At 71.5% G+C, this 25,051-nt stretch carries 23 protein-coding genes; 13 read left to right on the top strand and 10 right to left on the bottom strand.

Translation table 11 applies throughout. The features are described from left to right. Nucleotides 1-15 precede the first annotated feature (15 nt). Both ACIBK5_RS19385 and ACIBK5_RS19380 read left to right on the top strand, forming a co-directional pair. Nucleotides 16-456, top strand: coding sequence for a GNAT family N-acetyltransferase (locus ACIBK5_RS19385; RefSeq protein ID WP_399021077.1), 441 nt, complete (start codon nt 16-18; stop codon nt 454-456). A 73-nt stretch (nt 457-529) separates the two neighbouring features. After that, nucleotides 530-1,123 (top strand): histidine phosphatase family protein, encoded by a 594-nt coding sequence (locus ACIBK5_RS19380; RefSeq protein WP_399021076.1) that lies wholly within the window; start codon nt 530-532, stop codon nt 1,121-1,123. A 14-nt stretch (nt 1,124-1,137) separates the two neighbouring features. Here the strand turns inward: ACIBK5_RS19380 and ACIBK5_RS19375 are convergent, their stop codons facing one another. Further along, the gene (locus tag ACIBK5_RS19375) at nt 1,138-1,578 is read right to left on the bottom strand and encodes a DUF6314 family protein (RefSeq protein ID WP_399021075.1); all 441 of its coding nucleotides are present in this window, start codon (nt 1,576-1,578) and stop codon (nt 1,138-1,140) included. A gap of 137 nt (nt 1,579-1,715) precedes the next feature. On the opposite strand from ACIBK5_RS19375, the gene ACIBK5_RS19370 reads away from it, so the two are divergent. Beyond that, on the top strand, nt 1,716-4,199 hold the full coding sequence (locus ACIBK5_RS19370) for an alpha-L-arabinofuranosidase C-terminal domain-containing protein (protein WP_399021074.1): 2,484 nt from the start codon (nt 1,716-1,718) through the stop codon (nt 4,197-4,199). 239 nt (nt 4,200-4,438) lie between these two features. Here ACIBK5_RS19370 and ACIBK5_RS19365 read toward each other — a convergent pair whose 3' ends face one another. The 3 genes from ACIBK5_RS19365 to ACIBK5_RS19355 all read right to left on the bottom strand — a co-directional run bounded on the left by ACIBK5_RS19365 (nt 4,439) and on the right by ACIBK5_RS19355 (nt 7,526). Beyond that, the gene (locus ACIBK5_RS19365) at nt 4,439-5,401 is read right to left on the bottom strand and encodes a bacteriocin fulvocin C-related protein (protein WP_399021073.1); all 963 of its coding nucleotides are present in this window, start codon (nt 5,399-5,401) and stop codon (nt 4,439-4,441) included. A gap of 51 nt (nt 5,402-5,452) precedes the next feature. Then, nucleotides 5,453-6,403 carry a bacteriocin fulvocin C-related protein gene (locus ACIBK5_RS19360; protein WP_399021072.1) on the bottom strand — a complete coding sequence of 317 codons (951 nt, stop codon included), beginning with the start codon at nt 6,401-6,403 and terminating at the stop codon, nt 5,453-5,455. Between the two features lie 118 nt (nt 6,404-6,521). Beyond that, a complete protein-coding gene (locus ACIBK5_RS19355; RefSeq protein WP_399021071.1) occupies nt 6,522-7,526 on the bottom strand; it encodes a helix-turn-helix domain-containing protein in 1,005 nt (334 codons plus the stop codon). A 276-nt stretch (nt 7,527-7,802) separates the two neighbouring features. Between ACIBK5_RS19355 and argC the strand changes: the two genes are divergently transcribed. From argC to ACIBK5_RS19330, 5 genes are read left to right on the top strand one after another with little or no spacing between them, the layout of a single operon-like run. Beyond that, nucleotides 7,803-8,831: an N-acetyl-gamma-glutamyl-phosphate reductase gene (argC, locus tag ACIBK5_RS19350; protein ID WP_399021070.1), complete on the top strand. Its 1,029-nt coding sequence runs from the start codon at nt 7,803-7,805 to the stop codon at nt 8,829-8,831. After that, on the top strand, nt 8,828-9,979 hold the full coding sequence (argJ, locus tag ACIBK5_RS19345; RefSeq protein ID WP_399021069.1) for a bifunctional glutamate N-acetyltransferase/amino-acid acetyltransferase ArgJ: 1,152 nt from the start codon (nt 8,828-8,830) through the stop codon (nt 9,977-9,979). Before argC ends, argJ begins: the two co-directional genes overlap by 4 nt. Continuing rightward, nucleotides 9,976-10,899 (top strand): acetylglutamate kinase, encoded by a 924-nt coding sequence (argB, locus tag ACIBK5_RS19340; RefSeq protein ID WP_382497742.1) that lies wholly within the window; start codon nt 9,976-9,978, stop codon nt 10,897-10,899. The genes argJ and argB overlap by 4 nt, the downstream gene beginning before the upstream one ends. Beyond that, a complete protein-coding gene (locus ACIBK5_RS19335) occupies nt 10,896-12,092 on the top strand; it encodes an acetylornithine transaminase (protein ID WP_399021068.1) in 1,197 nt (398 codons plus the stop codon). The genes argB and ACIBK5_RS19335 overlap by 4 nt, the downstream gene beginning before the upstream one ends. Before the next feature lie 7 nt (nt 12,093-12,099). Then, nucleotides 12,100-12,642, top strand: a complete 543-nt coding sequence (locus ACIBK5_RS19330) for an arginine repressor (protein ID WP_399021067.1) — start codon at nt 12,100-12,102, stop codon at nt 12,640-12,642. A 210-nt stretch (nt 12,643-12,852) separates the two neighbouring features. Here the strand turns inward: ACIBK5_RS19330 and ACIBK5_RS19325 are convergent, their stop codons facing one another. The 6 genes from ACIBK5_RS19325 to ACIBK5_RS19300 form a co-directional block, all read right to left on the bottom strand. Then, nucleotides 12,853-13,593 carry an FAD:protein FMN transferase gene (locus tag ACIBK5_RS19325; RefSeq protein WP_399021287.1) on the bottom strand — a complete coding sequence of 247 codons (741 nt, stop codon included), beginning with the start codon at nt 13,591-13,593 and terminating at the stop codon, nt 12,853-12,855. 55 nt (nt 13,594-13,648) lie between these two features. Further along, a complete protein-coding gene (locus tag ACIBK5_RS19320; protein ID WP_399021066.1) occupies nt 13,649-14,740 on the bottom strand; it encodes an FMN-binding protein in 1,092 nt (363 codons plus the stop codon). Nucleotides 14,741-14,780: 40 nt separating this feature from the next. Next, entirely contained in the window at nt 14,781-16,163 is a 1,383-nt protein-coding gene (locus tag ACIBK5_RS19315) for a ferric reductase-like transmembrane domain-containing protein (protein ID WP_399021065.1), read from the bottom strand. Between the two features lie 168 nt (nt 16,164-16,331). Further along, nucleotides 16,332-17,030: a L,D-transpeptidase gene (locus ACIBK5_RS19310; RefSeq protein WP_399021064.1), complete on the bottom strand. Its 699-nt coding sequence runs from the start codon at nt 17,028-17,030 to the stop codon at nt 16,332-16,334. 3 nt (nt 17,031-17,033) lie between these two features. Then, nucleotides 17,034-17,621, bottom strand: coding sequence for a pyridoxamine 5'-phosphate oxidase family protein (locus ACIBK5_RS19305; RefSeq protein WP_399021063.1), 588 nt, complete (start codon nt 17,619-17,621; stop codon nt 17,034-17,036). Between the two features lie 163 nt (nt 17,622-17,784). Then, nucleotides 17,785-18,741 carry a hypothetical protein gene (locus ACIBK5_RS19300; RefSeq protein ID WP_399021062.1) on the bottom strand — a complete coding sequence of 319 codons (957 nt, stop codon included), beginning with the start codon at nt 18,739-18,741 and terminating at the stop codon, nt 17,785-17,787. Between the two features lie 228 nt (nt 18,742-18,969). Here ACIBK5_RS19300 and ACIBK5_RS19295 point away from each other — a divergent pair, with 228 nt between their 5' ends. From ACIBK5_RS19295 to ACIBK5_RS19275, 5 genes are all read left to right on the top strand, one after another. Further along, entirely contained in the window at nt 18,970-20,163 is a 1,194-nt protein-coding gene (locus ACIBK5_RS19295) for an argininosuccinate synthase (RefSeq protein ID WP_399021061.1), read from the top strand. Between the two features lie 68 nt (nt 20,164-20,231). Further along, the gene (argH, locus tag ACIBK5_RS19290) at nt 20,232-21,665 is read left to right on the top strand and encodes an argininosuccinate lyase (protein ID WP_399021060.1); all 1,434 of its coding nucleotides are present in this window, start codon (nt 20,232-20,234) and stop codon (nt 21,663-21,665) included. 151 nt (nt 21,666-21,816) lie between these two features. Then, nucleotides 21,817-22,788: an aldo/keto reductase gene (locus ACIBK5_RS19285; protein ID WP_399021059.1), complete on the top strand. Its 972-nt coding sequence runs from the start codon at nt 21,817-21,819 to the stop codon at nt 22,786-22,788. A 127-nt stretch (nt 22,789-22,915) separates the two neighbouring features. After that, complete coding sequence (locus ACIBK5_RS19280) at nt 22,916-23,467, top strand: TetR/AcrR family transcriptional regulator (protein ID WP_399021058.1); 552 nt, start codon at nt 22,916-22,918, stop codon at nt 23,465-23,467. Continuing rightward, nucleotides 23,464-24,999, top strand: a complete 1,536-nt coding sequence (locus ACIBK5_RS19275) for an MFS transporter (RefSeq protein WP_399021057.1) — start codon at nt 23,464-23,466, stop codon at nt 24,997-24,999. The genes ACIBK5_RS19280 and ACIBK5_RS19275 overlap by 4 nt, the downstream gene beginning before the upstream one ends. Nucleotides 25,000-25,051 lie beyond the last annotated feature (52 nt).

The raw sequence follows: 25,051 nt of genomic DNA, 5'->3' as shown, positions 1-25,051 counted from the left end.
TGCGAGCATCCCGTCATGACCGAGACGCCGCCCCTGCCCGAGGGCTACGAGATTTCCGCCGACCCCGCTCGTATCGACCCCGAGCGCGTCCACCGCTGGCTGTCCACCGACGCGTACTGGGCGCTGGGCCGTACCCGCGAGAAACAGGACCGGGCGATCGAGGGATCACTCAACTTCGGCGTGTTCGAGACGGTTTCGGGGGAGCAGGTGGCGTATGCCCGGGTCATCACGGACCGGGCGACTTTCGCGTGGCTCTGCGACGTGTACGTGGACCGGTCGGTGCGCGGCAAGGGGATCGGCACCGCGTTCCTGGCGGCCGTACGGGACGAACTGCGGTCGTACGGTGTGCGGCGCGTCCTGCTCGCCACGCACGACGCGCACGGTGTCTACGAGCGGCTCGGCTTCGCGGAGTTGGAGCACCCCGAACACTGGATGGCGCTCATCTTCGGCCGGTAAAGGCCGACACACCGTGGGTAACTCCCAGGTAACACCTCTTGACCTGCGCACTTGCGGCGCCCACGATCGCCGCATGCCACTTCGGGTCACGTTCGTCGCCGCCGCCCGCAGCTCCCCGCTGCTCGCCGAACGATTCGCGGACGACCGGCCGCTGGACCAGGCCGGCTGGGGTGAGGTGGAGCATGCCGCCCAGGAGCTGCTGCCGCTCGCCGCGGCCGAGCTGCGCTACTGCTCGCCGACCCCGCGCAGCCGTGCGACGGGGGAGGGGCTCGGGTACGCGCCGCTCGTGCAGCTCGCCCTGCGGGACTGCGACATGGGCCGCTGGCGCGGGCTGACCCTGGGCGAGGCGATGGCCCGGGAGCCGGAGGCCGTGGACGCCTGGCTCGCCGACCCGCGTGCCACACCGCACGGCGGTGAGTCCCTGATGGACTTCATCACCCGGGTCGGCGGCTGGCTCGACACCCGGCCCGTCGACGACGGCTGCCGTGTCGTGGCGGTGGCCGAGCCGTCCGTGATCCGCGCCGCCCTGGTCTACGCCCTGAAGGCGCCGCCCTCGACGTACTGGAACATCGACGTCCGCCCGCTGTCGACGACCTCCGTGACAGGCCGGGGCGGGCGCTGGAACCTGCGCTTCGACGGGGTGTCCGCTCAGCCCTCGCGTACGTAGCGGGGGAGCCCGCTTCAGACTTCGCGCGCGTAGTCGGTGCGCAGCACCAGGTCCTTGGCCGGGCCACGGACGCGCCACACCGTCCGCCAGTGGTCCGCGTCCCGGACCGTGAACTCGCCGCGGTAGAGGTCCGCCGAGCAGGGGTGGTCGGCGACATGCCGCCCGGACGTCAGGTCCAGGTCGTGGAACGGCCGGCCGTCCGCGAACCGCACGTCCGCGGTGCCGCCCGGGCCCGGCAGGAACCGCAGCGTCCGCTCGGCGGGCCGGGCGGTGCCCTGCCAGACGAAGGTGCCGGACTCGTGGTGCAGCAGGCTGCCGCCCTCTTCCGTCCGGAAATCGGTGGTTCCGGAGAACTCCCCCTGCTCGCCGCCCGCGAGATCCCGCACCGACCGCGTCACGCCCCAGCGTCCGGCCAGGTACGCCAGTACGTCCGGCACTGGCCAGAACTCGCCCATTCCGCCCCGCTCTCCGTCCCAGCCGTTGCTGCGCGACCCATTGACGCGCTTGATCCCCCTCCCTATCTTGCCGTTCGAAGTGCTGATCAATGTCTGATATTTCGAACACTCCTCTACCAGAGAGCCGCGGAGTATCCATGCCACGCACCGCCCGCACCCGATGGAGACTCGGTCTCACGACCACCGCCCTCCTGACGGCAGCAGCCCTCGTACCGGCCCCCGCGCACGCCGAGGACGTCACCGACTACGCGATCACCGTCGACCCGTCCGCCAAGGGCGCGGCGATCGACGACACGATGTACGGCGTCTTCTTCGAGGACATCAACCGGGCCGCCGACGGCGGTCTGTACGCCGAGCTCGTGCAGAACCGATCCTTCGAGTACTCCACCGCCGACAACGGTTCCTACACGCCCCTGACCTCCTGGGCGGTCGGCGGCACCGCCCAGGTCGTGAACGACTCCGGCAGGCTCAACGAGCGCAACCGCAACTACGTCTCCCTCGGCGCCGGCTCGTCCGTCACGAACGCCGGCTACAACACCGGTATCCGGGTCGACAAGGGCAAACGGTACGACTTCTCCGTGTGGGCTCGTGCCGAGAGCGGCACCACGCTCACGGTCTCGCTCAAGGACACCGCGGGCACGCTGGCCACCGCACGCCAGGTCGCCGTGAAGGGCGGCTGGGCCAAGTACAAGGCCACGTTCACCGCGACCCGCACCAGCAACCGGGGCCGCCTCGCCGTCGCCTCGACGAACGCCGCGGCGCTCGACGAGGTGTCGCTGTTCCCGCGCGAGACGTACAAGAACCAGCCGAACGGTCTGCGCAAGGACCTCGCCGAGAAGATCGCCGCCCTCAAGCCGGGCTTCGTGCGCTTCCCCGGCGGCTGCCTGGTCAACACCGGCTCCATGGAGGACTACAGCGAGGCCTCGAACTGGCAGCGCAAGCGCAGCTACCAGTGGAAGGACACCATCGGCCCGGTCGAGGAGCGCGCCACCAACGCCAACTTCTGGGGCTACAACCAGAGCTACGGCCTCGGCTACTACGAGTACTTCCGGCTCTCCGAGGACATCGGCGCCATGCCGCTGCCCGTCGTCCCCGCGCTGGTCACGGGCTGCGGCCAGAACAAGGCGACCGACGACGACGCCCTGCTCAAGCGGCACATCCAGGACACCCTGGACCTCATCGAGTTCGCCAACGGACCGGCGACCTCCACGTGGGGCAAGGTGCGCGCGAAGATGGGCCACCCCAAGCCGTTCCACCTGACCCACATCGGGGTCGGCAACGAGGAGAACCTCCCCAAGGAGTTCTTCGCCCGCTTCGAGCAGTTCCGGGCCGCCATCAAGGCGAAGTACCCGGACATCACCGTCATCTCCAACTCGGGTCCGGACGACGCCGGCACGACCTTCGACACCGCCTGGCAGCTCAACCGCGACGGCAAGGTCGACATGGTCGACGAGCACTACTACAACAGCCCGAACTGGTTCCTGCAGAACAACGACCGCTACGACTCCTACGACCGCAAGGGCCCCAAGGTCTTCCTCGGCGAGTACGCCTCCCAGGGCAACGCCTGGAAGAACGGCCTCTCCGAAGCCGCGTTCATGACCGGCCTGGAGCGCAACGCGGACATCGTCAAGCTCGCCTCGTACGCCCCGCTGCTCGCCAACGAGGACTACGTCCAGTGGCGGCCCGACATGATCTGGTTCAACAACCGGGCCTCCTGGAACTCGGCCAACTACGAGGTCCAGAAGCTGTTCATGACCAACGTCGGCGACCGGGTCGTCCCGTCGAAGGCCACCACCACGCCGAACGTCAGCGGCCCGATCACGGGTGCCGTCGGCTTGTCCACCTGGGCGACCAGCGCCGCGTACGACGACGTGAAGGTCACCTCCGCGGACGGCTCGACCCTGCTGAGCGACGACTTCTCGGGTGACGCCTCGAAGTGGAAGACCAGCGGCCGCGGCAGCTGGAGCATCCAGGACGGGCAGTACGTCCAGACCGACGCCGCGACCGAGAACACCATGGTCACGGCGGGCGACCCGGCCTGGAAGGACTACGACCTGCATGTGAAGGCCACCAAGAAGTCCGGCAAGGAGGGCTTCCTCGTCGCCTTCGGCGTCAAGGACACCGGCAACTACTACTGGTGGAACCTGGGCGGCTGGAACAACACCCAGGGCGCGATCGAGCAGGCCGTGGACGGCGGCAAGGGCACGCTGATGACGAAGGCGGGCTCGATCGAGACCGGACGTGCCTACGACATCGACATCAAGGTGCGCGGCCGCCAGGTCACCCTGTTCCTGGACGGCAAGGAATGGGGCAGCTTCAAGGACGACAAGCCGGCCGAGCCCTTCCGCCAGGTCGTGACCAAGGACGCCAAGACCGGTGACCTGATCGTCAAGGTCGTCAACGCCCAGTCCACCGAGGCCCGCACGGTTGTCGACCTGGGCGGCGCCAAGGTCGCCTCCACCGCCCGTGTCACCACGCTGGCCGCCGAGCCGGACGCGGTGAACACCGAGACGGACACGCCGGTGACGCCGGTGACGTCCACCTTCAGGGGCGTCTCCGGGAAGTTCACGTACACCTTCCCGGCGGACTCCGTCACGTTCCTGAGGATCAAGCAGAGGTAGCACCCGCCGGCGGGGGGGGGGGGGGCCCCCCGCCCGCGCCCCCCCCCCCCCCCCCCCCGCGCCCCCCCCCCGGGCCCCCCCCCCCCCCCCCCCCCCCCCCCCCCCCGCCCCCCNNNNGGCGCGTGGTCCCCGCCCTCCGCGCCCCCGGCGGTCGCCCGCCGCCCGCCCCCCCCCCCCCCCCCCGGCGCGGGCGGGGGGGGGGCGGCGCGCCCCCCCCCCCCCCCCCCCCCCCCCGGCCGTCATGCGTAGCAGAGCCCGTTGCAGGACCACGTCCACAGCGTTCCGCATCCGCTGTCGGAGCGCACACACGAGTTCTGCACCGAGATGCAGGAGCTGCTCCAGCACTTGTCGCTGTAGATGTTGCACTCGCAGTCCGGCAGGGCGGCGGCCTCGACCGGTCCCAGGGTGGCCAGCAGCGCGTTCGACGCGGCCGGCTCGAAGGCGGCACGGGCGTCGGCGTCGATCCGGAGCATCTCCTCGGTGCCCCGGCGGCCCCGCTCGAACCGGAACGTCGACACGTCCGCCGCCGCGGCCCGGGCCCGGTCCACCACCCTGGCCTGAGCGGGCGTCAGGCCGGGGTGGGCGGACCGCCACCGGTCGATGTGCTCGACCCAGAGCGCGCTGCGTGCCTCGGCGGGCAGCGACTGGAACACCGCCCGCCGGTGGGTGACCGGCAGGGCGGCCACGTCGTCGTAGCGGGTCGGCAGCCGGTCGGCGTGTGCCCGTACCCACTCCTGGGCGGCCGCCTCGTCCTTGTCCCGCGCGAAGGCCGGGGTCGTGCCCTTCACCAGGACGGCCGCGGCGACCGCGAGGCCTCCGCCCAGGCGCAGGAACTCGGCGCGCCCCAGCCTGCCCCGGCCCGTCGCGCTCTCGGCCCGCGCCTGGCCCAGGGCGCGCAGCACCTGCACCGAGGAACGCGGTCCCAGCCGCCGGGCCAGCGGCACGGCGAGCGCGGCACCCGTCCAGGCCCGCACCCGGGCGTCCGGTCCGGCACCCTCGCCCCCGCGCACGGCCAGCAGCGTGGGCACCCAGGGCGCGTCCGGGCCCAGCGCCCGCTCGCGCAGGTCTCGTACGTCCTGACGCCCCAGCGGCACCACTTCCAGCTTGCCGTCGCACGCCTCGTACACGATCGACGAGATGGTGCGACAGGCCCCGCACGAGCTGTCGAAGGCCAGCATCCAGCGCACCCCGGAATCACGCATGGAGAACACTCCCGTCCTCCGCGCCGCCGCACGGCGACGCGGTCGCCGTGGTCAGTTGAAGCAGAGTCCGTTGCACGGATAGATGTAGAGACTTCCGCAGCCCGCGCTCGTGTGGCGGCAGCCGTTGTCGATGCACTTGCCGTCCCAGCCGCAGTACACGTCGATCCGGTTGCACTCGCAGTTGGGCGCGGGCACCGCCGCCTCCGACGCCGGGCCCAGCACCGCCAGCATCGCCCGCGCCCCGTCCGGGCCGAAGGCCTCGCGGGCCGCCCGGCCGAGCTCCGCGACCTCGGCGGGCGGCTCGCCCTCGAAGGTCGCAGGGTCGGAAGCGACGGCCAGGGCCCGGTCCAGGATCCGCCGCTGCGCCGGGCTCAGCTCCGGGCGGTCGGCGCCGAAGCGCCGCAGATGCTCGGCCCACAGTCCGCTGCGGGCCTTCGGCGGCAGCGCCTCGTGGATCGCGCGCCGGTGGCTGAGCGGCTGCGCCACCACGTCGTCGTAGGTGGTGGGCAGTGCGCCGCGGTGGGCGAGCACCCAGCGACGGGCCGCCTCGTGCTCGTTCTCGGCGAAGGCGGGAGTGCTGCCGCGCATGATCACACCGGCCGCCACCACCAGACCGGCCCCGGCCCGCAGGAACTGAGCCCGCCGCAGGGTCCGCCCCGTGACCGGACGGTCGGCGGTGTGCTGGGCGTCCGCCCGGCGCAGGTCGCCCAGGGCGCGCAGAACACGCAGCGTGGAGCGCGGGCCGAGCCGCCGCAGGAGCGGCGGCGTCATCGCCGCTCCGGTCCAGGCCCGCACCCGGCCGGTGCCCGCACGCAGCAGGGTCGGCGCCCAGGGGGCGTCCGGGCCGTAGGCCCGCTCGCGCCAGTCCCTCACCCGGGTGTCGTCCAGTGGCAGCACCTCGAGCTTGCCGTCGCAGGCGTGGGAGACGGCGCTGGAGATCTTGCGGCAGGTCGCGCACGACCCGTCGAAGGCGAGCACCCAGCGCGGTTCCGGTTTCTCCATGGCAGCATCCCCTTTGTCCGCCCGGCGGTCGGCATCGCTGAGGCAGAGTCTGGGCAGCGGGGCGGACCCGGCGCACCGCCTTTAGAGCGCCTTCGAAAGGCCCTCGTCCCGGCGGGCGTCAAACGGCCGAGCCGTGGCGCCCTTCGAGCAGGGCGGCCCCGAGCGGGGTGGTGGTGTGCAGGACCGCGTTGCCCAGCCGGTGGGTGCTGAGCAGGCCCGCGTCCCGCAGTACGGAGGCGTGGTAGCTGGCGGTGGCGGCGGAGACACCGGTGCCGTGGGCCAGCTCCGTGGTCGTGGCGCCGTTCTCCGAGGCGTGCCGGAGGATCTCCGCCCGGGTCCGCCCCAGGAGCGCGACCAGCGACCGCGACGGTGCCCGGGTGTCAGCCGCCGCGGGGTCGGCCGGGTTCAGGGCGCCCTGGTGCGTCATGGGATAGACGACGACCGGAGGCAGCGCGGCATCCTTCAGCACGGTCGGAAAGCGCCAGCAGAAATAGGACGGCAGCACCAGCAGTCCGCGCCCGCGCAGATGCACGTCCCGCTCCACGCGCAGTCCGCCCACCGTCAGCACCGGGGGCCGCCAGTGGAGTTCGGGGTGCAGCGCGCCGAGCAGGCTCCCGGGGCCGGCGCCCGCGTTCCGGGTGCGCAGCGCGCGTTCGGCCTCGAAGCGGGCGCGGACATGATCCCAGTAGGGCGCCAGACTCGCCCTGACGTAGGTCCGCAGGGTCCGCCCCAGATGGTGGACGGCCGCCCCGTCGCCGTCCGCCAGGGCCCGGCCCCACGGCGGAAGCCTGCGCCCGTCGGCCGAGAGCTCGAGCAGATCGTGGCGTAATCGCGCGCGGGGTGTGGACAGCAGGGCGTCGATCCCCGGCTCCAGACCTGCCTCGCCGGCGGCGGGCGTGAGGAAGTCCGGCGAGTAGCCGACCGGCGGGGCCAGGCGCAGCAGCTGGCGTTCCGGTGCGCCGAGGGCCGGGCGGACCCGGGTCCGCCAGCGGCCGAAGACCGCCCAGCCGTCCCGGGTCTGGAGCATGTGCATGCTCTGCAGGGCTTCCCACATCGGGTCGGGCGCCTGGGCGAACCTGATGCGGGTGAGGTCGTCGTCGGTGAAGTGAATGCGCAGGGCCATGCGAGCCATCCCCGTGGACACCGCGGGCATCCCCCGTGGTTGCCCCCCGGCGCCTTGCCACCCATGGTCGGCGGGTGTCACGCGTGTCGCGGGGGCCTTCACAACATACCCACGCCGGGTACGGCCCCATACGCTTCGTTCCAGCCACCGAACCCTGCCCGCACCTTTGCTCGCCTGCCATGATCTCCCCGTGGCCGCGGTCATGCACGGGACAAAGCCGGGATTGCATAAACGTGCAGCGCAACGTATAGTCATGCTCTCTAAGGAGGAGGTTCCATGGCGGTACGTGCGGCAGTGGCCGGAGCGAGTGGATACGCGGGCGGGGAACTGCTGCGTCTGCTGCTGGCCCACCCCGAGGTAGAGATCGGCGCCCTCACCGGCAACTCCAACGCGGGTCAGAAGCTCGGTGCGCTCCAGCCGCACCTGCTGCCCCTGGCCGGGCGAGTACTCCAGGAGACCACCCCCGAGGTCCTCGCCGGTCACGACGTCGTCTTCCTCGCGCTGCCGCACGGGCAGTCCGCCGCCGTCGCCGAGCGGCTCGGCCCGGACGTGCTGGTGGTCGACATGGGCGCGGACTTCCGGCTCACGGACGCCGCCGCCTGGGAGAAGTTCTACGGCTCGCCGCACGCCGGAACCTGGCCCTACGGCCTTCCCGAACTGCCGGGTGCCCGCGCTCGGCTTACGGGGTCCAAGCGCATCGCGGTGCCCGGTTGCTACCCGACCGCCGTCTCCCTGGCCCTCTTCCCGGCGTACGCCGCCGGACTCGCCGGGAACGAGGCCGTGATCGTCGCCGCCTCCGGCACCTCCGGCGCGGGCAAGGCGCCCAAGCCCCACCTGCTGGGCAGCGAGGTCATGGGGTCGATGACCCCGTACGGCGTCGGCGGCGGGCACCGGCACACGCCCGAGATCACCCAGAACCTCAGCGCGGCCGCCGGCGAGCCGGTCTCCGTGTCGTTCACGCCCACCCTGGCGCCGATGCCGCGCGGCATCCTCGCCACGTGCAGCGCCGCCGCGAAGGACGGCGTCACGGCCGAGTCCGTGCGCGCCGCCTACGAGAAGGCCTACGCCGACGAGCCCTTCGTGCACCTGCTCCCCGAGGGGCAGTGGCCCGCCACGGCGTCCGTCTACGGTTCGAACGCCGTTCAGGTGCAGGTCGCGTACGACGCGGCCGCCGGACGGATCATCGTGATCAGCGCCATCGACAATCTGACCAAGGGCACCGCGGGCGGTGCCGTCCAGAGCATGAACATCGCCCTCGGTCTCGACGAGACCACGGGACTGACGACGATCGGAGTCGCGCCGTGAGTGTGACGGCAGCACAGGGATTCACGGCGGCCGGGATCGCCGCCGGGATCAAGGAGAACGGCAACCCCGACCTGGCCCTCGTGGTCAACACCGGTCCCCGCCGCGCCGCCGCCGGCGTCTTCACCGCCAACCGTGTGAAGGCCGCGCCGGTCCTGTGGTCCGAGCAGGTGCTGAAGAGCGGCCAGGTGTCCGCCGTCGTCCTCAACTCCGGCGGCGCCAACGCCTGTACGGGCCCCAAGGGCTTCCAGGACGCGCACGCCACCGCCGAGAAGGTGGCCGAGGTGCTCGGCCGGGGCGCCGTCGAGGTCGCCGTCTGCTCGACCGGCCTCATCGGCCTCCTCCTGCCGATGGACAAGCTGCTCCCGGGCGTCGAGACGGCCGCCGCCCAGCTCTCCGAGCACGGCGGTGAGAAGGCCGCGATCGCCATCAAGACCACCGACACCGTCCACAAGACGTCCGTCGTCACCAAGGACGGCTGGACCGTCGGCGGCATGGCCAAGGGCGCGGGCATGCTCGCCCCCGGCCTCGCCACCATGCTCGTCGTCCTCACCACCGACGCGGACCTGGAGAACGACGTCCTGGACAAGGCCCTGCGTGCGGCCACCCGGACGACCTTCGACCGGGTCGACTCCGACGGCTGCATGTCCACCAACGACACCGTGCTGCTGCTCGCCTCCGGCGCCGCCGAAGTCACCCCCGGGTACGAGGAGTTCGCCGAGGCCGTACGGCAGGTCTGCGACGACCTCGGCCAGCAGCTCATCCGGGACGCCGAGGGCGCCAGCAAGGACATCAAGGTCGAGGTGGTCAACGCCGCGACCGAGGACGACGCCGTCGAGGTGGGCCGCTCCATCGCCCGCAACAACCTCCTCAAGTGCGCCATCCACGGCGAGGACCCCAACTGGGGCCGCGTGCTCTCCGCGATCGGCACGACCTCCGCCGCCTTCGAGCCGGACCAGCTGAACGTCGCCATCAACGGCGTCTGGGTGTGCAAGAACGGCGGCGTCGGCGAGGACCGCGACAAGGTCGACATGCGCTACCGCGAGGTCCACATCGTCGCCGACCTGGCCGCCGGGACCGAGACCGCCACCATCTGGACCAACGACCTCACGGCCGACTACGTCCACGAGAACAGCGCCTACTCCTCATGAGCGTCACGCGTAAGCACACCGCCCTGCCCAAGGCGCAGATCCTCATCGAGGCGCTGCCCTGGCTGGTCCGGCACAACGGCAAGACCGTCGTCATCAAGTTCGGCGGCAACGCCATGGTCGACGAGGACCTGAAGGCCGCCTTCGCCCAGGACGTGGTGTTCCTGCACCACGCCGGCCTCAAGCCGGTCGTCGTGCACGGCGGCGGCCCGCAGATCAGCGCGGCCCTCGACCAGCACGGCATCGTCAGCGAGTTCAAGGCCGGCCTCAGGGTGACCACCGAGGACGCCATGGACGTCGTCCGCATGGTGCTGGCCGGTCAGGTCCAGCGCGAGCTGGTCGGGCTGCTCAACCAGCACGGCCCGCTGGCCGTCGGCCTCACCGGCGAGGACGCCCACACCATCTCCGCCACCAAGCACCAGCCCGAGATCGACGGCGAACTCGTCGACATCGGCCGGGTCGGCGAGATCACCGCGATCGACACGGGCGCCATCGAGGCCCTGCTCGCCGACGGCCGGATCCCGGTCGTCTCCTCGATCGCCCGCTCACAGGACGACGGGCATGTCTACAACGTCAATGCTGATACGGCGGCTGCGGCACTCGCTGCTGCTCTGGGCGCCGAAACCCTCATGGTCCTCACGGACGTCGAGGGACTCTACGAGGACTGGCCGAACAGCGACGAGGTGATCAGCCGCCTCACCGCCTCCGAACTGGAGCGCCTCCTGCCGGACCTGTCCTCCGGCATGGTGCCCAAGATGGAGGGCTGTCTGCACGCCGTACGGGGCGGCGTGACCACCGCCCGCGTCATCGACGGCCGGGTCCAGCACTCGATCCTGCTGGAGATCTTCACCGATGAGGGCATCGGCACGATGGTCGTGCCCGACGAGAAGCCCGGGGGACCGGGCGAACAGGGGGAGTCATGAGCAATGAGGAACTGACCACGCGGTGGCAGGGCGCCCTCATGAACAACTACGGCACCCCGCTGCTGCCCCTGGTGAGCGGCGAGGGAAGCCGGGTCCGGGATGCCGACGGCAACTCCTACCTCGACTTCGTCGGCGGCATCGCGACCAATGCCCTCGGCCACGCCCACCCGGCGATCGTCGAGGCCGTGAGCCGGCAGATCGGCTCCCTCGGCCACGTCTCCAACTTCTTCATGGCAGAGCCCACCGTCGCCCTCGCCGAGCGGCTGCTCAGGCTCTTCGGCCGGGACGGCAGGGTCTTCTTCTGCAACTCCGGCGCCGAGGCCAACGAGGCCGCCTTCAAGATCGGCCGGCTGACCGGGCGGACCCATGTGGTGGCCACCGAGGGCGCCTTCCACGGGCGGACCATGGGCGCCCTGGCGATGACCGGCCAGCCCGGCAAGCGGGAGCCGTTCCTGCCGCTGCCCGGCGACGTCACCCACGTCCCCTTCGGCGACGCGCAGGCACTGGCCGCCGCGGTGACCGAGGAGACCGCGCTCGTCATCATCGAGCCGATCCAGGGCGAACTCGGCGTCGTCGTCCCGCCCGCCGGCTACCTCAAGGCCGCCCGTGCCATCACCGCCTCGACCGGGGCGCTCCTCGTCCTCGACGAGGTGCAGACCGGCGTCGGCCGGACCGGGCACTGGTTCGAGTACCAGGCCCACGAGGGTGTCCTGCCCGACATCGTCACCCTCGCCAAGCAGCTCGGCGGCGGGCTGCCGCTGGGCGCGACCGTCGCCTTCGGGCGGGCCGCGGAGCTGCTCCAGCCCGGGCACCACGGCACGACGTTCGGCGGGAACCCCGTCGCCTGCGCGGCCGGGCTCGCCGTCCTCGACACCATCGAGAACGAGGGGCTGCTGGAGAACGTCAAGCGGCAGAGCGCGGCATTGCGGGACGGGATCGAAGGCCTCGGCCACGAGTTGATCGATTTTGTCCGGGGCTCGGGCCTACTCCTGGGTATCGTGCTCACCGAGCCTCTCGCGCCCCAGGTGCGCCAGGCGGCTCAGGAGGCCGGATTCCTGGTGAACGTGCCCGCCCCGGACGTCGTCAGGCTGATGCCGCCGCTGAACCTCGGCGACGACGAGGTGGACGCCTTCCTCGGGGCGCTGCCCGGCATCCTCCAGGCAGTGAGCGGGGACGGACGATCCGGAGAATGAGACGACGATGAGCCAGGCGCAGGACCACGAGCAGGGGGCGAACGGGCCCGCCGTGCCGCAGACCCGCACCGCACGCCACCGCCGGATCGTGGACATCCTCAACCGGCAGCCGGTGCGGTCGCAGAGCCAGCTGGCGAAGCTGCTCGCCGACGACGGGCTGAGCGTCACGCAGGCGACGCTCAGCCGGGACCTGGACGAGCTGAACGCGGTGAAGATCCGCAACACCGACGGCGACCTGATCTACGCGGTGCCCAGCGAGGGGGGCTTCCGTACGCCCCGGGCGCCGCTGGGCGGGTCGGCGAAGGAGGAGCGGATGCGGCGGTTGTCGCAGGAACTGCTCATCTCCGCGGAGGCTTCGGCGAATCTCGTGGTGTTGCGTACGCCGCCGGGGGCCGCGCAGTTCCTGGCGTCGGCGATCGACCAGGCGGAGCTGCACGACATCCTGGGGACGATCGCCGGTGACGACACGCTGATGCTGATCAGTCGGGAGCCGGACGGGGGGCAGGCGCTGGCGGAGCATTTGCTGAGGCTGGCGCAGAACGGGCACTGAGGGTTGTCGTTCGTCCGTGGCGCCGTCGTGGCCGGTCGCGCAGTTCCCCGCGCCCCTAGGTTGGCCCCGCTGCGGGCATGAGTGCCGCTTCTAGCTGCGGGCATGCGTGCCGCCTTAGCTGCGGGCATGCGTGCCGCTGGGGGCGGCACGGGTGGGCGCAGCGGCACCCCGCTCCGCCGGGCTGCGCAACGCCCTGCCCCCGGCCCCCACTCACCCCAGCCGCCCAGCCAAACCCCCGGTGCAGCGCACCTCATCACCAGCCGTGATCAACAGCGCCTCGACACCCGGCAGGGACTCCAGCCACGCCAAGCCCTCCCGCGACCCCATCGCGAACGCCGCCGTGGCCCAGCAGTCCGCCCAGGTCAGCCGCGGCCCGACCACCGTCACGGCGACGAGGTCGGTCACGGCCGAATGCCCCGTACGCGGGTCGAGAATATGCGCGCCCCGCTCCGCCGTACCGGACGTGGCCACGGACAACTCGTCCACCCCCGCCGCCGAGATGACGGCCGCGAGACCCCCCGGCCGCAACGGATCCGACACACCCACGCGCCACGGCCGCTGCGCCCCCGGCGCCCCGAGCAGCTGCACATCGCCGCCGCCGTTGACGCTCACCCCGCACACCCCCGGCACCGCCGACAGCCGCCGGGCGGCCCGCTCGACCGCCCAGCCCTTGACGATGCCGGTCGGGTCGAGACGGCCCTGGTACGACGTGCTGAACCAGCCGTCGCTCAGCCGCTCCGCCTCGGCCGCCAGCTCCAGGACCTCGGCGACCTCGGGATCGCACTCCGCGACGGTCAGCTCACCGCGTTGCAGCCGGGCGATCTGGCTGTCCTCGCGGTAGGTGCTGAACACCTCGTCGACGCGGTGCAGTCCGGCGACGGCCTCGTCCAGGGCTGCGCGCACGGCGGCCGGTTCCCCGCCGCGGACGTCGAGGGAGAAGACGGTCCCCATCGTCTCTTCCACATGACGTGCCGCGGCGGGAGCCTGTGCGGGGTCGGCCACCGTGTCAGCCACCGGCCTGGTCCAGCGCCGACTGGAGGGACTGCTTGTAGCCCGCGCTGGTGTAGGTGGCTCCGGAGACGGCGTCGATCTGCGCGTTCCCGGCCGCCACGGCGGCCTGGTTGAGGCGGGGCACGGAGGAGGAGGTGATCTGGTCGCTGCGTCCGCCCTTGGGGGCCTGGACGGCCTCGGCCTTGGTGATCTTCCCACCCGCGACGGTGATACGGACCTGGACGGGACCGTACTGCGTCTGCGCTGCCGTGCCCGTGACCGTCTTGGCCTGGGCACCGCCCGCCCCGGCACCCGCCCCGGAGCCTGCCCCGGCGCCCTGCCCGGAGTCCTGCGCGGCGCCGCCGCCTCCCCCTGCCGGAGCCTTGTCCAGCGCGGACTGAAGCGACTTCTTGTAGCCGGCGCTCGTGTACGTGGCACCCGAGACCGCGTCGATCTGCGCGTTCCCGGCCGCGACGGCCGCCTGGTTGAGGCGGGGTACCGAGCTGGCGGTGATCTGGTCGCTGCGTCCGCCCTTGGGCGTCTGGAGGGCCTCGGCCTTGGTGATCTTCCCGCCCGCCACGGTGACCCGCACCTGGACCGGGCCGTACTGCGTCTGCACGGCATCGCCCGTGAGGGCCTGGGCGTTGCCCGAGCCCTGTGCGGCGCCGCCCGCGGCCTTGGCCTTGTCCAGGGCCGACTGGAGGGACTTCTTGTAGCCGGCGCTGGTGTAGGTGGCTCCGGAGACGGCGTCGATCTGCGCGCTCTGCGCGGCGACGGCCGCCTGGTTGAGGCGGGGCACCGAGCTGGCGGTGATCTGGTCGCTGCGTCCGCCCTTGGGGGCCTGGACCGCCTCGGCCTGAGTGATCTTTCCGCCGCTCATGGTCAGACGGACCTGGACCGGGCCGTACTCCGTCTGCTGCGCGTCACCGGTGACGGCGCCGTTCACGCCGCCCTGCGGTGCCTGCCCGGCCGCCGCCGGAGGAGCCTGCCCGGCAGCCTGGGCGGAACCCGGGTCGGAGGCCGGCTTCATGGACAGCAGCAGCACGATCCCGGAGACGGTGGCTGCGCCGGCGAGCACGGCACGCCGGACGGGGTGACTCTTCCTCATCGTTTCCCAAACTCCTGAAGGGCCGTTGATGTCCCGTCGCTCACATCTCGAACGACTCGTGATGGATACGGCGGGCGGGGACTCCCGCGCCGCGCAGTGCTTCGTAGACCGACTGCGCGAAGCCGGGCGGCCCGCACATGAAGACGTCGTGGTCGTCGATGTCGGGGATCTTCCGCTGGAGGGACTCCGCGGAGATGTCGGGGCGCTCCCCGTCGGGGCTGTTGACGGCGTACATCAGCCGCGCGCCGCGCTCGTCGGCGATCTTGGCCAGCTCGCCCCACAGGGCCAGGTCCTGGGTGGTGTTGGCCCGGTAGAGGAGCGTGATGTCGCCGGAGGCACCCGGCAGCGTCTCGAACAGGGCCCGCATCGGGGTGATGCCGACACCCCCCGCGACCAGCAGCACCTTGCCGCGGCTGCGGCGCTGCGCGGTCATCGCGCCGTACGGGCCCTCGGCCCACACCTTGGTGCCGGGCTCGAGATCACGCAGCCGGGAGGTGTGGTCGCCGATCGCCTTGACGGTGATCCGCAGCATGTCCGGGCGGGGCGCCGCCGACAGGGAGTAGGGATGCGAACTGAAGCGCATGCCCGGCGCCTTGAAGCGCCAGCGGAAGAAGTGCCCGGCCTCCGCTCCCATCCGGTGCAGCTTGCGTCCGCTGATCAGCACCGACACGATGCCCGGAGTCTCCTCGATGACCGCCGCGACGCGCATGCGGTGGCGCAGGTTCAGCCGGACCGGGGTGATGATCCGGTACCAGACGACCAGCGCGGTCACCACGCCGTACAGCCCGTACCAGAAGGTCTTCGCGGCCGGCTCGACGGCGAACTCGTTGCCGGTCGTGATCTGGTGCCAGAACGTCATGTACACCGACGCGTAGGTGAGCAGGTGCACGTGGTACCAGGTGTCGTACCCGATCAGTCGGCGGACCCCGCCGATCGAGAGGATCCCGATGACGAACAGCAGGCCCGTGCCGATGGCGGCCTTGCCCATGTCAGGCAGTTGGTTGATGGAGTCGGTCGTCTGCTGGACGATGTCACCGAGTCCCTTGCCCGCCTGCAGGGCGTAGCCCCACATGGTGAGGAAGACATGGGCGAGGACCAGGCAGAGCGTGTAGCGGCCGGTCATGGCGTGCCAGCGCGCGACCCGGTCGGTGCCCACCCGGCGCTCCAGCGCGGGCACCCGGGCCATCTGGAGCACCACCAGCGCCATGAGGTAGCCGGCGAGCAGGCCGGTGATCCGGCCGGCGGCCAGGATCTTGCTCGACTGGTCCGCGAGGGACGGAGTGTTGTCCCACCACAGCCACAGCACGGCCGCCGCTCCCGCCCACAGGGCGATCAGCAGCGGGACGGCCGGGGAGCGGCGCGGGCGGATGCGGCGCATCGTCTGACGACGGGCGGCACGGCCGCCTGCGAGCGTGGTGGTCACGGTTCCTCCGTGGGGACTTGACCCTTGGCCCACAGATACGTGCCGGGACGCGGGAGTGTTCAGCCGCGTGCCGAGTCATGTGCGGACGGGAGTGACCAGCGGTAACAGGCATGCGTGCCCGCGTGGCGGCCCCGCCCCGAGGGCGCGTGCCCCCGCGCTGTCCCCGCCTCAGTAGCGGGTGACGGCGGTGGTCCCGCTCTTCGTCCCGACGGCGATGTGGGGACGCTTCGCCGGGTCGGCCCAGGTGAGGATCCGCCGCATCGCGTCCTTCGGCACGGAGACACAGCCGGCGGTCGCTCCCCGCCCGTTGACGTGCAGGAAGATGCCCGCGCCACGCCCCCGGACGGGACGCTCGTAGTTGAAGTCGATGACGAGCGCGTGCGCGTACTGCGCCCGGTAGGTGATCAGCTGCTCGGACTCCCCGGCCCGGCAGTCGGCCGCGCGGGGCTCGGTCCAGCGGTTGTAGGAGCGGGAGTCGTTGTCCTGGCACCACCAGGAGTCCCGGTGCACCCGGCGGTAGGCGTACGCCGTCCCGCGCGGCGCCGCCTTGATGCCGAAGGCGTACGGCATTCCGTACAGGCCCGTGGGTGTCGTGTCCGTGCCCTGCTTGCGGGCGGTGCCCTCGACGAGTCCGTTCGCTCCGAAGTGCGCGGGCGCGGAGCCGGTCCTCACCCACCGCCCGCCCCTGAGGTCCCACCAGGTGAGCGTGCCCGTGGTGGAGGCCCGCTTCGGGGCCACCGCGGTGATCAGCTGGGTGCCGCCGCCGGTGTTCGCCATCCGGTCCGGCAGGGGCGCCGCCCGGACGGGCTGCCCGGCGCCGAGCACCAGGAGGGAGGAGACGGTGAGGGCGACGGCACCTGGGCGCATGTCTCAGACCGTAGAGGGAGGCAGCGGCAACGGCAGCCCGGGTAGTCCGTCCAGGCTGGTCGCGATGTGCTCCTTCTTGGTGAAGTAGGCGTCGAGCGAGGCGTCGTCCTCGCGCGCGAAACGCTTGCCGTGCAGGTCGCGCTCCGCCTCGTACGCCATGAAGGGCACCGCGTAGCCGCAGGTGTCGCGGACGAGTTCGGCCGTCACGACGATGATCGCGCGCGGGCCGTGCTGTGCCGGGTCGATGTCCGGGAAGCGGGCGAGGAGTTCCCGGAAGCGCGGGTCGTCACGGAAGACCGGCTCGCCCCGCCCGTGCACGCGGACGATGTTCGGCGGTCCCTGGAAGGCGCACCACATCAGGGTGATCCGCCCGTTCTCCCGCAGATGGGCGATGGTCTCGGCGTTGGAACCGGCGAAGTCGAGATAGGCCACGGTGAGCTCGTCGAGCACCACGAAGGAGCCCTTGAGGCCCTTGGGGGAGAGGTTGACCGTGCCGTCGGCGGACAGGGGAGCGGTGGCGGTGAAGAAGACCGGCTGCGCCTCGATGAACGAGCGGAGCCGGCCTTCTATGCGCTCATGAGTCTTTCCCATGTCAAACGATTATGGGCGCAGGTCTTTCGACTGTCTAAGGAATTATGGGCGACGGCCCGAGAGGTCGCGGGATCCGGTCACCTCTGCCGGATCCCACGCTCGGACGCCCGCCCGTGGCCGCCCCGGCCGGCGCTCACTCGGGGCGGCCACGGTGTCTGTCACCTCACTGGTTGAGCTGGCAGGCGGCGAAGGCCTCGAGGCCTTCGGGCTTCTCGGCGGCGCGGCCGATGGCGGTCTCGATGCGGTTGAGGGCGGCGGTGCGCTTGTCCTCCAGCGGGCCGAGGATGGCGTTCTGGACGAAGTTGGGTCCGCCCTGGCCGACCGTGTCGACGAGGCGCTTGTTGGCCTCCGCGACCTGGGTGTCCAGCTGCGCCAGGTTGCGGTCGACCTCCGCCTGGGCCGAGGCCGGGATCGCGGGCAGCTCGCCGGTGACGTCCGGGCAGCTGATCGCGCCGGCCCCGGCGTTCCCCGCCTCGCCCGCACCCGCACCCGCACCCGCGTCCTCTCCGGCACCCGCACCGGCCTCGGCGCCCGCACCCGCTTCCGCGCCGGCCCCGGCCTCGGCACCCGCTTCGGCCCCGGCCTCGGCACCCGCACCGGCCTCGGCACCGGCCTCCTCGCCGGCACCCGCCTCGCCTCCCGCGGCCTCGCCCGCCCCGGCGCCGCCGTCGGCGTTGACCTTGCAGCCGGCGGCGAAGGCCTCGAGGCCTTCGGGCTTCTCGGCGGCGCGGCCGATGGCGGTCTCGATGCGGTTGAGGGCGGCGGTGCGCTTGTCCTCCAGCGGGCCGAGGATGGCGTTCTGGACGAAGTTGGGTCCGCCCTGGCCGACCGTGTCCACCAGGCGCTTGTTGGCCTCCTGGATCTGGGTGTTCAGCTGGGCGAGGTTGTTGTCGACCTCCGCCTGCGCCGAAGCGGGCACCGCGGGCAGCTGCCCGGTGACGTCCGGGCACGAGATGGTGCCGGGGCCCGCCAGCGTCCGGGCGTTCGTCCCACCGCTCGCGGGCGTCTCCTCCCCGGCGAGGGCGAAGCCGGCGATCACCGTGCCGGACAGTGCCACCGCGGCGGCGCCGCCGATGAACGCGACGCGACGCTTGTTGTACTTCGGAAGAGCCCTGGACATGCGGATGCCTCACTAGGGGTCGGGGGACGGGGGTGTCCTCGGTGTGCTGAAACGCGGCGCCTGCGTTCGGCGAAAGGTACGAGTAAGCGGTTTCCCGCGTTCAAAGGATCTTCAAATTCTTCTCGGCCTGACCAGAAACCGCTGCCCGCCCCGAGCCGGATTGACGAATCATGCAGTGGTCTGCATACTCATGCAGGACAGTGATTGCAGTACGGAGGAGAAGAACCCGTGACCGAGCGCGTCGTACTCGCCTACTCCGGCGGTCTTGACACCTCCGTCGCCATCGGCTGGATCGCCGAGGAGACGGGCGCCGAGGTCATCGCGGTCGCGGTCGACGTCGGCCAGGGCGGCGAGGACCTGGACGTCATCCGCAAGCGCGCGCTCGCCTGCGGTGCCGTCGAGGCCGAGGTGGCGGACGCCAGGGACGAGTTCGCCGAGGAGTACTGCCTCCCGGCGATCAAGGCCAACGCCCTCTACATGGACCGCTACCCGCTGGTCTCCGCCCTGTCCCGCCCGACGATCGTCAAGCACCTCGTGGCCGCCGCCCGGAAGCACGGTGCCACCACCGTCGCCCACGGCTGCACCGGCAAGGGCAACGACCAGGTCCGCTTCGAGGCCGGCATCGTCGCCCTCGCCCCCGACCTGAAGTGCGTCGCCCCGGTCCGTGACTACGCCATGACCCGCGACAAGGCCATCGCCTTCTGCGAGGCCAAGGGCCTGCCGATCGCGACCTCCAAGAAGTCGCCGTACTCCATCGACCAGAACGTCTTCGGCCGCGCCATCGAGACCGGTTTCCTCGAGGACATCTGGAACGCGCCGATCGAGGACATCTACGAGTACACCGAGAACCCGGCTCTCACCCGTGAGCCGGACGAGGTGGTCATCTCCTTCAAGGAGGGTGTCCCGGTCGCGATCGACGGCAGGCCCGTCACCGTCCTCCAGGCGATCCAGCAGCTCAACGAGCGCGCCGGCGCCCAGGGCATCGGCCGGATCGACATGGTCGAGGACCGGCTCGTCGGCATCAAGTCGCGCGAGGTGTACGAGGCTCCGGGCGCGATCGCCCTGATCACCGCCCACCAGGAACTGGAGAGCGTCACCGTCGAGCGCGAACTCGCCCGCTACAAGCGCGGCGTCGAGCAGCGCTGGAGCGAGCTGGTCTACGACGGCCAGTGGTTCTCCCCGCTCAAGCGCGCCCTGGACGGCTTCGTCGACGAGGCGAACCAGCACGTCACCGGGGACGTCCGGATGACCCTGCACGGCGGCCGCGCGGTCGTCACCGGCCGGCGTTCCCAGCAGTCGCTGTACGACTTCAACCTCGCGACCTACGACACGGGCGACACCTTCGACCAGTCCGCGGCCAAGGGCTTCATCGACATCTACAGCCTGTCGTCGAAGATCGCGGCCCGGCGGGACCTGGCCTAGGCCCTGTCAGCCGGGCTCTGGGCATATAAAGGTCTGCGTCACATCCACACCCTCTAGGAGCAACGCAAGTGAGCAGCAACAGCGGTGACGTCCGGCTCTGGGGCGGCCGTTTCGCCGACGGTCCCGCCGAGGCCCTGGCGAAGCTGTCCGCGTCCGTCCACTTCGACTGGCGGCTCGCGCCGTACGACATCGCCGGTTCGCGTGCGCACGCGCGCGTGCTGCACAAGGCCGGGCTGCTCACGGACGACGAGCTGACGAGGATGCTCGAAGGCCTCGACCGGCTCGAGGCGGACGTCGCCGACGGCTCCTTCGTCGGCACCATCGCCGACGAGGACGTGCACACCGCGCTGGAGCGCGGCCTGCTGGAGCGGCTCGGCCCCGACCTCGGCGGCAAGCTGCGCGCGGGCCGCTCCCGCAACGACCAGGTCGCGACCCTCTTCCGGATGTATCTGCGCGACCACGCCCGGGTCGTCGGCGGCCTGATCGCGGAGCTCCAGGACGCCCTGATCGGCCTCGCCGAGGCGCACCCCGACGTGGCGATGCCCGGCCGCACGCATCTCCAGCACGCCCAGCCGGTCCTGTTCGCGCACCACGTCCTGGCCCACGTCCAGTCCCTCTCCCGGGACGCGGAGCGGCTGCGCCAGTGGGACGCGCGCACGGCCGTGTCGCCCTACGGCTCGGGCGCCCTGGCGGGCTCCTCACTCGGCCTGGACCCGGAGGCGGTGGCGAAGGACCTCGGCTTTGAGCACGGCTCCGCGGGCAACTCCATCGACGGCACGGCCTCCCGTGACTTCGTCGCCGAGTTCGCCTTCATCACGGCGATGATCGGGGTCAACCTCTCCCGGATCGCCGAGGAGGTCATCATCTGGAACACGAAGGAGTTCTCCTTCGTGACCCTGCACGACGCGTTCTCCACGGGCTCGTCGATCATGCCGCAGAAGAAGAACCCCGACATCGCGGAGCTGGCCCGCGGCAAGTCCGGCCGTCTGATCGGCAACCTGACGGGCCTGCTGGCCACGCTCAAGGCCCTCCCCCTCGCGTACAACCGCGACCTCCAGGAGGACAAGGAGCCGGTCTTCGACTCCATCGACCAGCTGGAGGTCCTGCTGCCGGCCTTCACCGGCATGATGGCCACCCTCACGGTCCACCGCGAGCGCATGGCGGAACTGGCCCCGGCCGGCTTCTCCCTCGCCACGGACATCGCCGAGTGGCTGGTCAAGCAGGGTGTCCCGTTCCGAGTCGCCCACGAGGTCGCCGGCGAGTGCGTGAAGGTCGCCGAGGCGGAGGGCAAGGAACTGGACGATCTGACGGACGACCAGTTCGCCAAGATCTCCGCCCACCTGACCCCCGAGGTCCGCACGGTCCTCAACGTCCCCGGCGCCCTGGCCTCCCGCAACGGCAGGGGCGGCACGGCCCCGAGCGCGGTCGGCGTCCAATTGGCAGAGGTGAAGGCAGACGTGTCGGCCCAGCACGAATGGGCAGTGGCCAAGAAGCAGGCCTGAGGGGAACGCACTCAGGGGCGCGGGGAACTGCGCGACAAGCCACTCACAACCCGCACCCGCCGAAACACCGCAAGATCCCAGCTCCGAGGCGAAGGTCATCGCGGGATACGTTGGTCGAAGCCGAACCGGAGCCGACCGAACGGAGCCCCCGATGCCCTTCGCCCGCCTGGCCACAGCAACCACCCCCACCTGCCACATCGGCCTCGGCCTCGCCGCCGTCGGACGCCCGGGCTACATCAACCTCGGCCGAGACGAAGACCTCGGAGAAGACCGCAGCGTCGAGACGCTGCGCACCCGCACCCACGATCTCCTCGACGCCGCCTACGCCCAGGGCGTCCGCTACTTCGACGCGGCCCGCTCCTACGGCCGCTCGGAGGAGTTCCTCGCCGACTGGCTCAAGGCGAGGCCCGCCTTCGACGACATCGTCGTCGGCAGCAAGTGGGGCTACACCTACACCGCCGACTGGTCCACCGACGCCGACCGGCACGAGGTGAAGGACCACACCCTGCCCACCTACGAACGGCAGCGCGCGGAGAGCGACGCCCTGCTCGGCGACCGGATGGACCTCTACCAGATCCACTCGGTGACCCCGGACAGCCCGGCCCTCACCGACAAGGAGCTGCACGCGAAGCTCGCGGAGGCCGCCGCCCAGGGCCTCACCATCGGGTTCTCCACCAGCGGTCCGGCCCAGGCGGACGCGATCCGCGCCGCCCTCGCCGTCACGGTCGACGGCGAACCCCTCTTCCGTACCGTCCAGTCCACGTACAACGCGCTGGAGACCTCCGCCGCGCCCGCTCTCGCCGAGGCGCACGACGCCGGGCTCACCGTGATCGTCAAGGAGGGCATGGCCAACGGCCGGCTCGCGGGTCCGCACGCCCCGGCCGTCCTGAAGGAGATCGCCGAGGAAGCGGACCTGGGCTGCGACGCCGTCGCTCTCGCCGCGATCCTGCGACAGCCCTGGGCCGGTGTGGTTCTCTCCGGCGCGGCCACCACCAATCAGCTCGCCTCGAACCTGCACGCCGCCGTCGTCGACCTCGACGACGACCAGCTGACCCGCCTCGCCGGGCTGGTCGAGGAACCGCGGACGTACTGGGAGCGGCGCGGACAGCTGCCCTGGCACTGAGAACTGAGAACTGAGAACTGAGAACTGAGCGCTGAGCGCTGAGTAACACCTCTCCGTAAACCGCCAGCCGTGAGCCACGCATGCCCAGCGTGAGACATCAGTGTCTCATCTGGGCTATGCTCGTCTCATGGCTGTCGATCCTGATCACGTGCTGCGCACCGCCGCGGCCCTGCTGAGCCGCAAAGCCACCGCGACCATGGACGAGGTCGCCAAGGCCGCCGGGATCAGCCGGGCCACGCTGCACCGCCACTTCGCCGGGCGTGACGCCCTCGTCCGCGCGCTGGAGTCGCTGGGCATCGCGGAGTGCGAGGCCGCACTGGACGCGGCCAGGCTCGACGAGGGCACTGCGAGCGATGCCGTACGCCGGCTGGTCGGGGCCATCGAGCCCGCCGCCGGACTGCTCGCCTTCCTCTACACCGAGAACCAGCTGTTCGAGGGCGAGGAGCAGAACGCGGGCTGGGCCCTGATCGACGACCGGATCTCCGCCCTGTTCCGGCGCGGCCAGCTCGGCGGCGAGTTCCGTATCGACCTCACCCCTGCCTGGCTCACCGAGGCGCTCTACGGCCTGATGGCCTCCGGCGCCTGGATGGTGCACAGCGGCAAGGGCGCCCCCAAGGACTTCCAGCACATGATCGTCGAGCTGCTGCTCGGCGGCGCACTACGGAGAGAGGAATCATGACCAGCACCTTGCAGACGGCTGAAGCGACCGAGGCGGTGAAGCGCCCGGGCCGCTGGCTCGCACTCGGCGTCCTCGTGCTCGCCGTGCTGCTGGTGGCCGTCGACGCGACCGTGCTCGGTCTCGCGACCCCCTACATCAGCGAGGACCTGAACCCCTCCGGCACGCAGCTGCTGTGGATCGGCGACGTCTACTCGTTCGTCATCGCCGGTCTGCTCGTCTCCATGGGCAGCCTCGGCGACCGCATCGGCCGCAAGCGGATCCTGCTGATCGGCGCCACGGCGTTCGGCGCGATATCCGTGTTCAACGCCTATGCCACCACCCCCGAGATGATGATCGTCGCGCGGGCCCTGCTGGGCGTCGCCGGCGCCACCCTGATGCCGGCCACGCTCGCGCTGATCCGCAACCTCTTCCACGACCCGCGCGAACGCAGTCTGGCCGTCGGCATCTGGGGTGCCACCGCCTCCGCCGGTACGGCCGTGGGCCCGATCGTCGGCGGCTTCCTGCTGGAGCACTTCTGGTGGGGCTCGGTCTTCCTGATCAACCTGCCGGTGATGGCGGTCCTGGTCCTCGTCGGGATCAAGCTGCTGCCCGAGTCGCGGACCGCGAACGCCGGGCCCTGGGACCTGGCCAGTGTCGTGCTGTCGCTGGTCGGCATGGTCGGTGTCGTGTACGCGATCAAGGAGGCGGCCACCCACGGCTTCGCCTGGGCCACCCTGGCCGCAGGTCTGCTGGGCGCGGCCGGCCTGTACGGGTTCGTGCGCCGTCAGCTCACGCTCCCCGCCCCGCTGCTGGACATGCGGCTGTTCCGCCACCGAGGCTTCAGCGGGGCCGTGCTGGCGGACCTGCTGACCATCCTCGGCCTGTCCGGTCTGGTCTTCTTCCTCTCCCAGTACCTGCAACTCGTCCAGGGCAGGCGCCCGTTCGAGGCGGGCCTCGCCGAGCTGCCCGCCGCGATCGGCGCGGTGGTGGCCGGTCTGGCCGCGGGGCGTGCGGCCCGCCGCTTCTCGGTACGGGCCGTCGTCTCCGGGGGCCTCGCGGCGATCGGCCTGGCGCTGGCCGCGCTCACGGTGATCGACCAGTCCACCGGCTATCCGCTGCTCGGGACCGCGCTGCTGGTCGTCGGTGTCGGCGCCGGCTTCTCCTTCACCGTGACCGCCGACGTGATCCTCTCCAGCGTGCCCAAGGAGCAGGCGGGCTCCGCCTCCGCGGTGTCCGAGACGGCGTACGAACTCGGCGCGGCCCTCGGCATCGCCGTGCTCGGCTCCATCGTGACCGGCGTCTACCGCGACTTCACCGGCCCGGCGGGCACCCCGGCCGCGGCCCACGAGTCACTCGGCGGCGCCGTCGAGGCGGCCGCGAGCATGCCCGCACACACCTCGGCGGTGATGCTGGACGCGGCCCGTACGTCCTTCGTCGACGGCCTGGCCCTCGCGGCGGGCGTCGGCGCGGCGGTCCTGCTGGCGGCGGCGGTGGCGGCGTGGTTCCTGCTGCGGGGGCAGCGGCTGGAGAGCGGCGGGACGGACCACGCGTAGTCGTGCGGCGGTGGGGGCGCGGGGAACTGCGCGAACAGCCCCCACCCACCCG

The organism is Streptomyces sp. NPDC050546 (assembly GCF_044457425.1).
In the GTDB taxonomy this organism is placed as follows: Bacteria; Actinomycetota; Actinomycetes; order Streptomycetales; family Streptomycetaceae; genus Streptomyces.
This window is presented reverse-complemented; position numbering and strand designations above follow the sequence as displayed.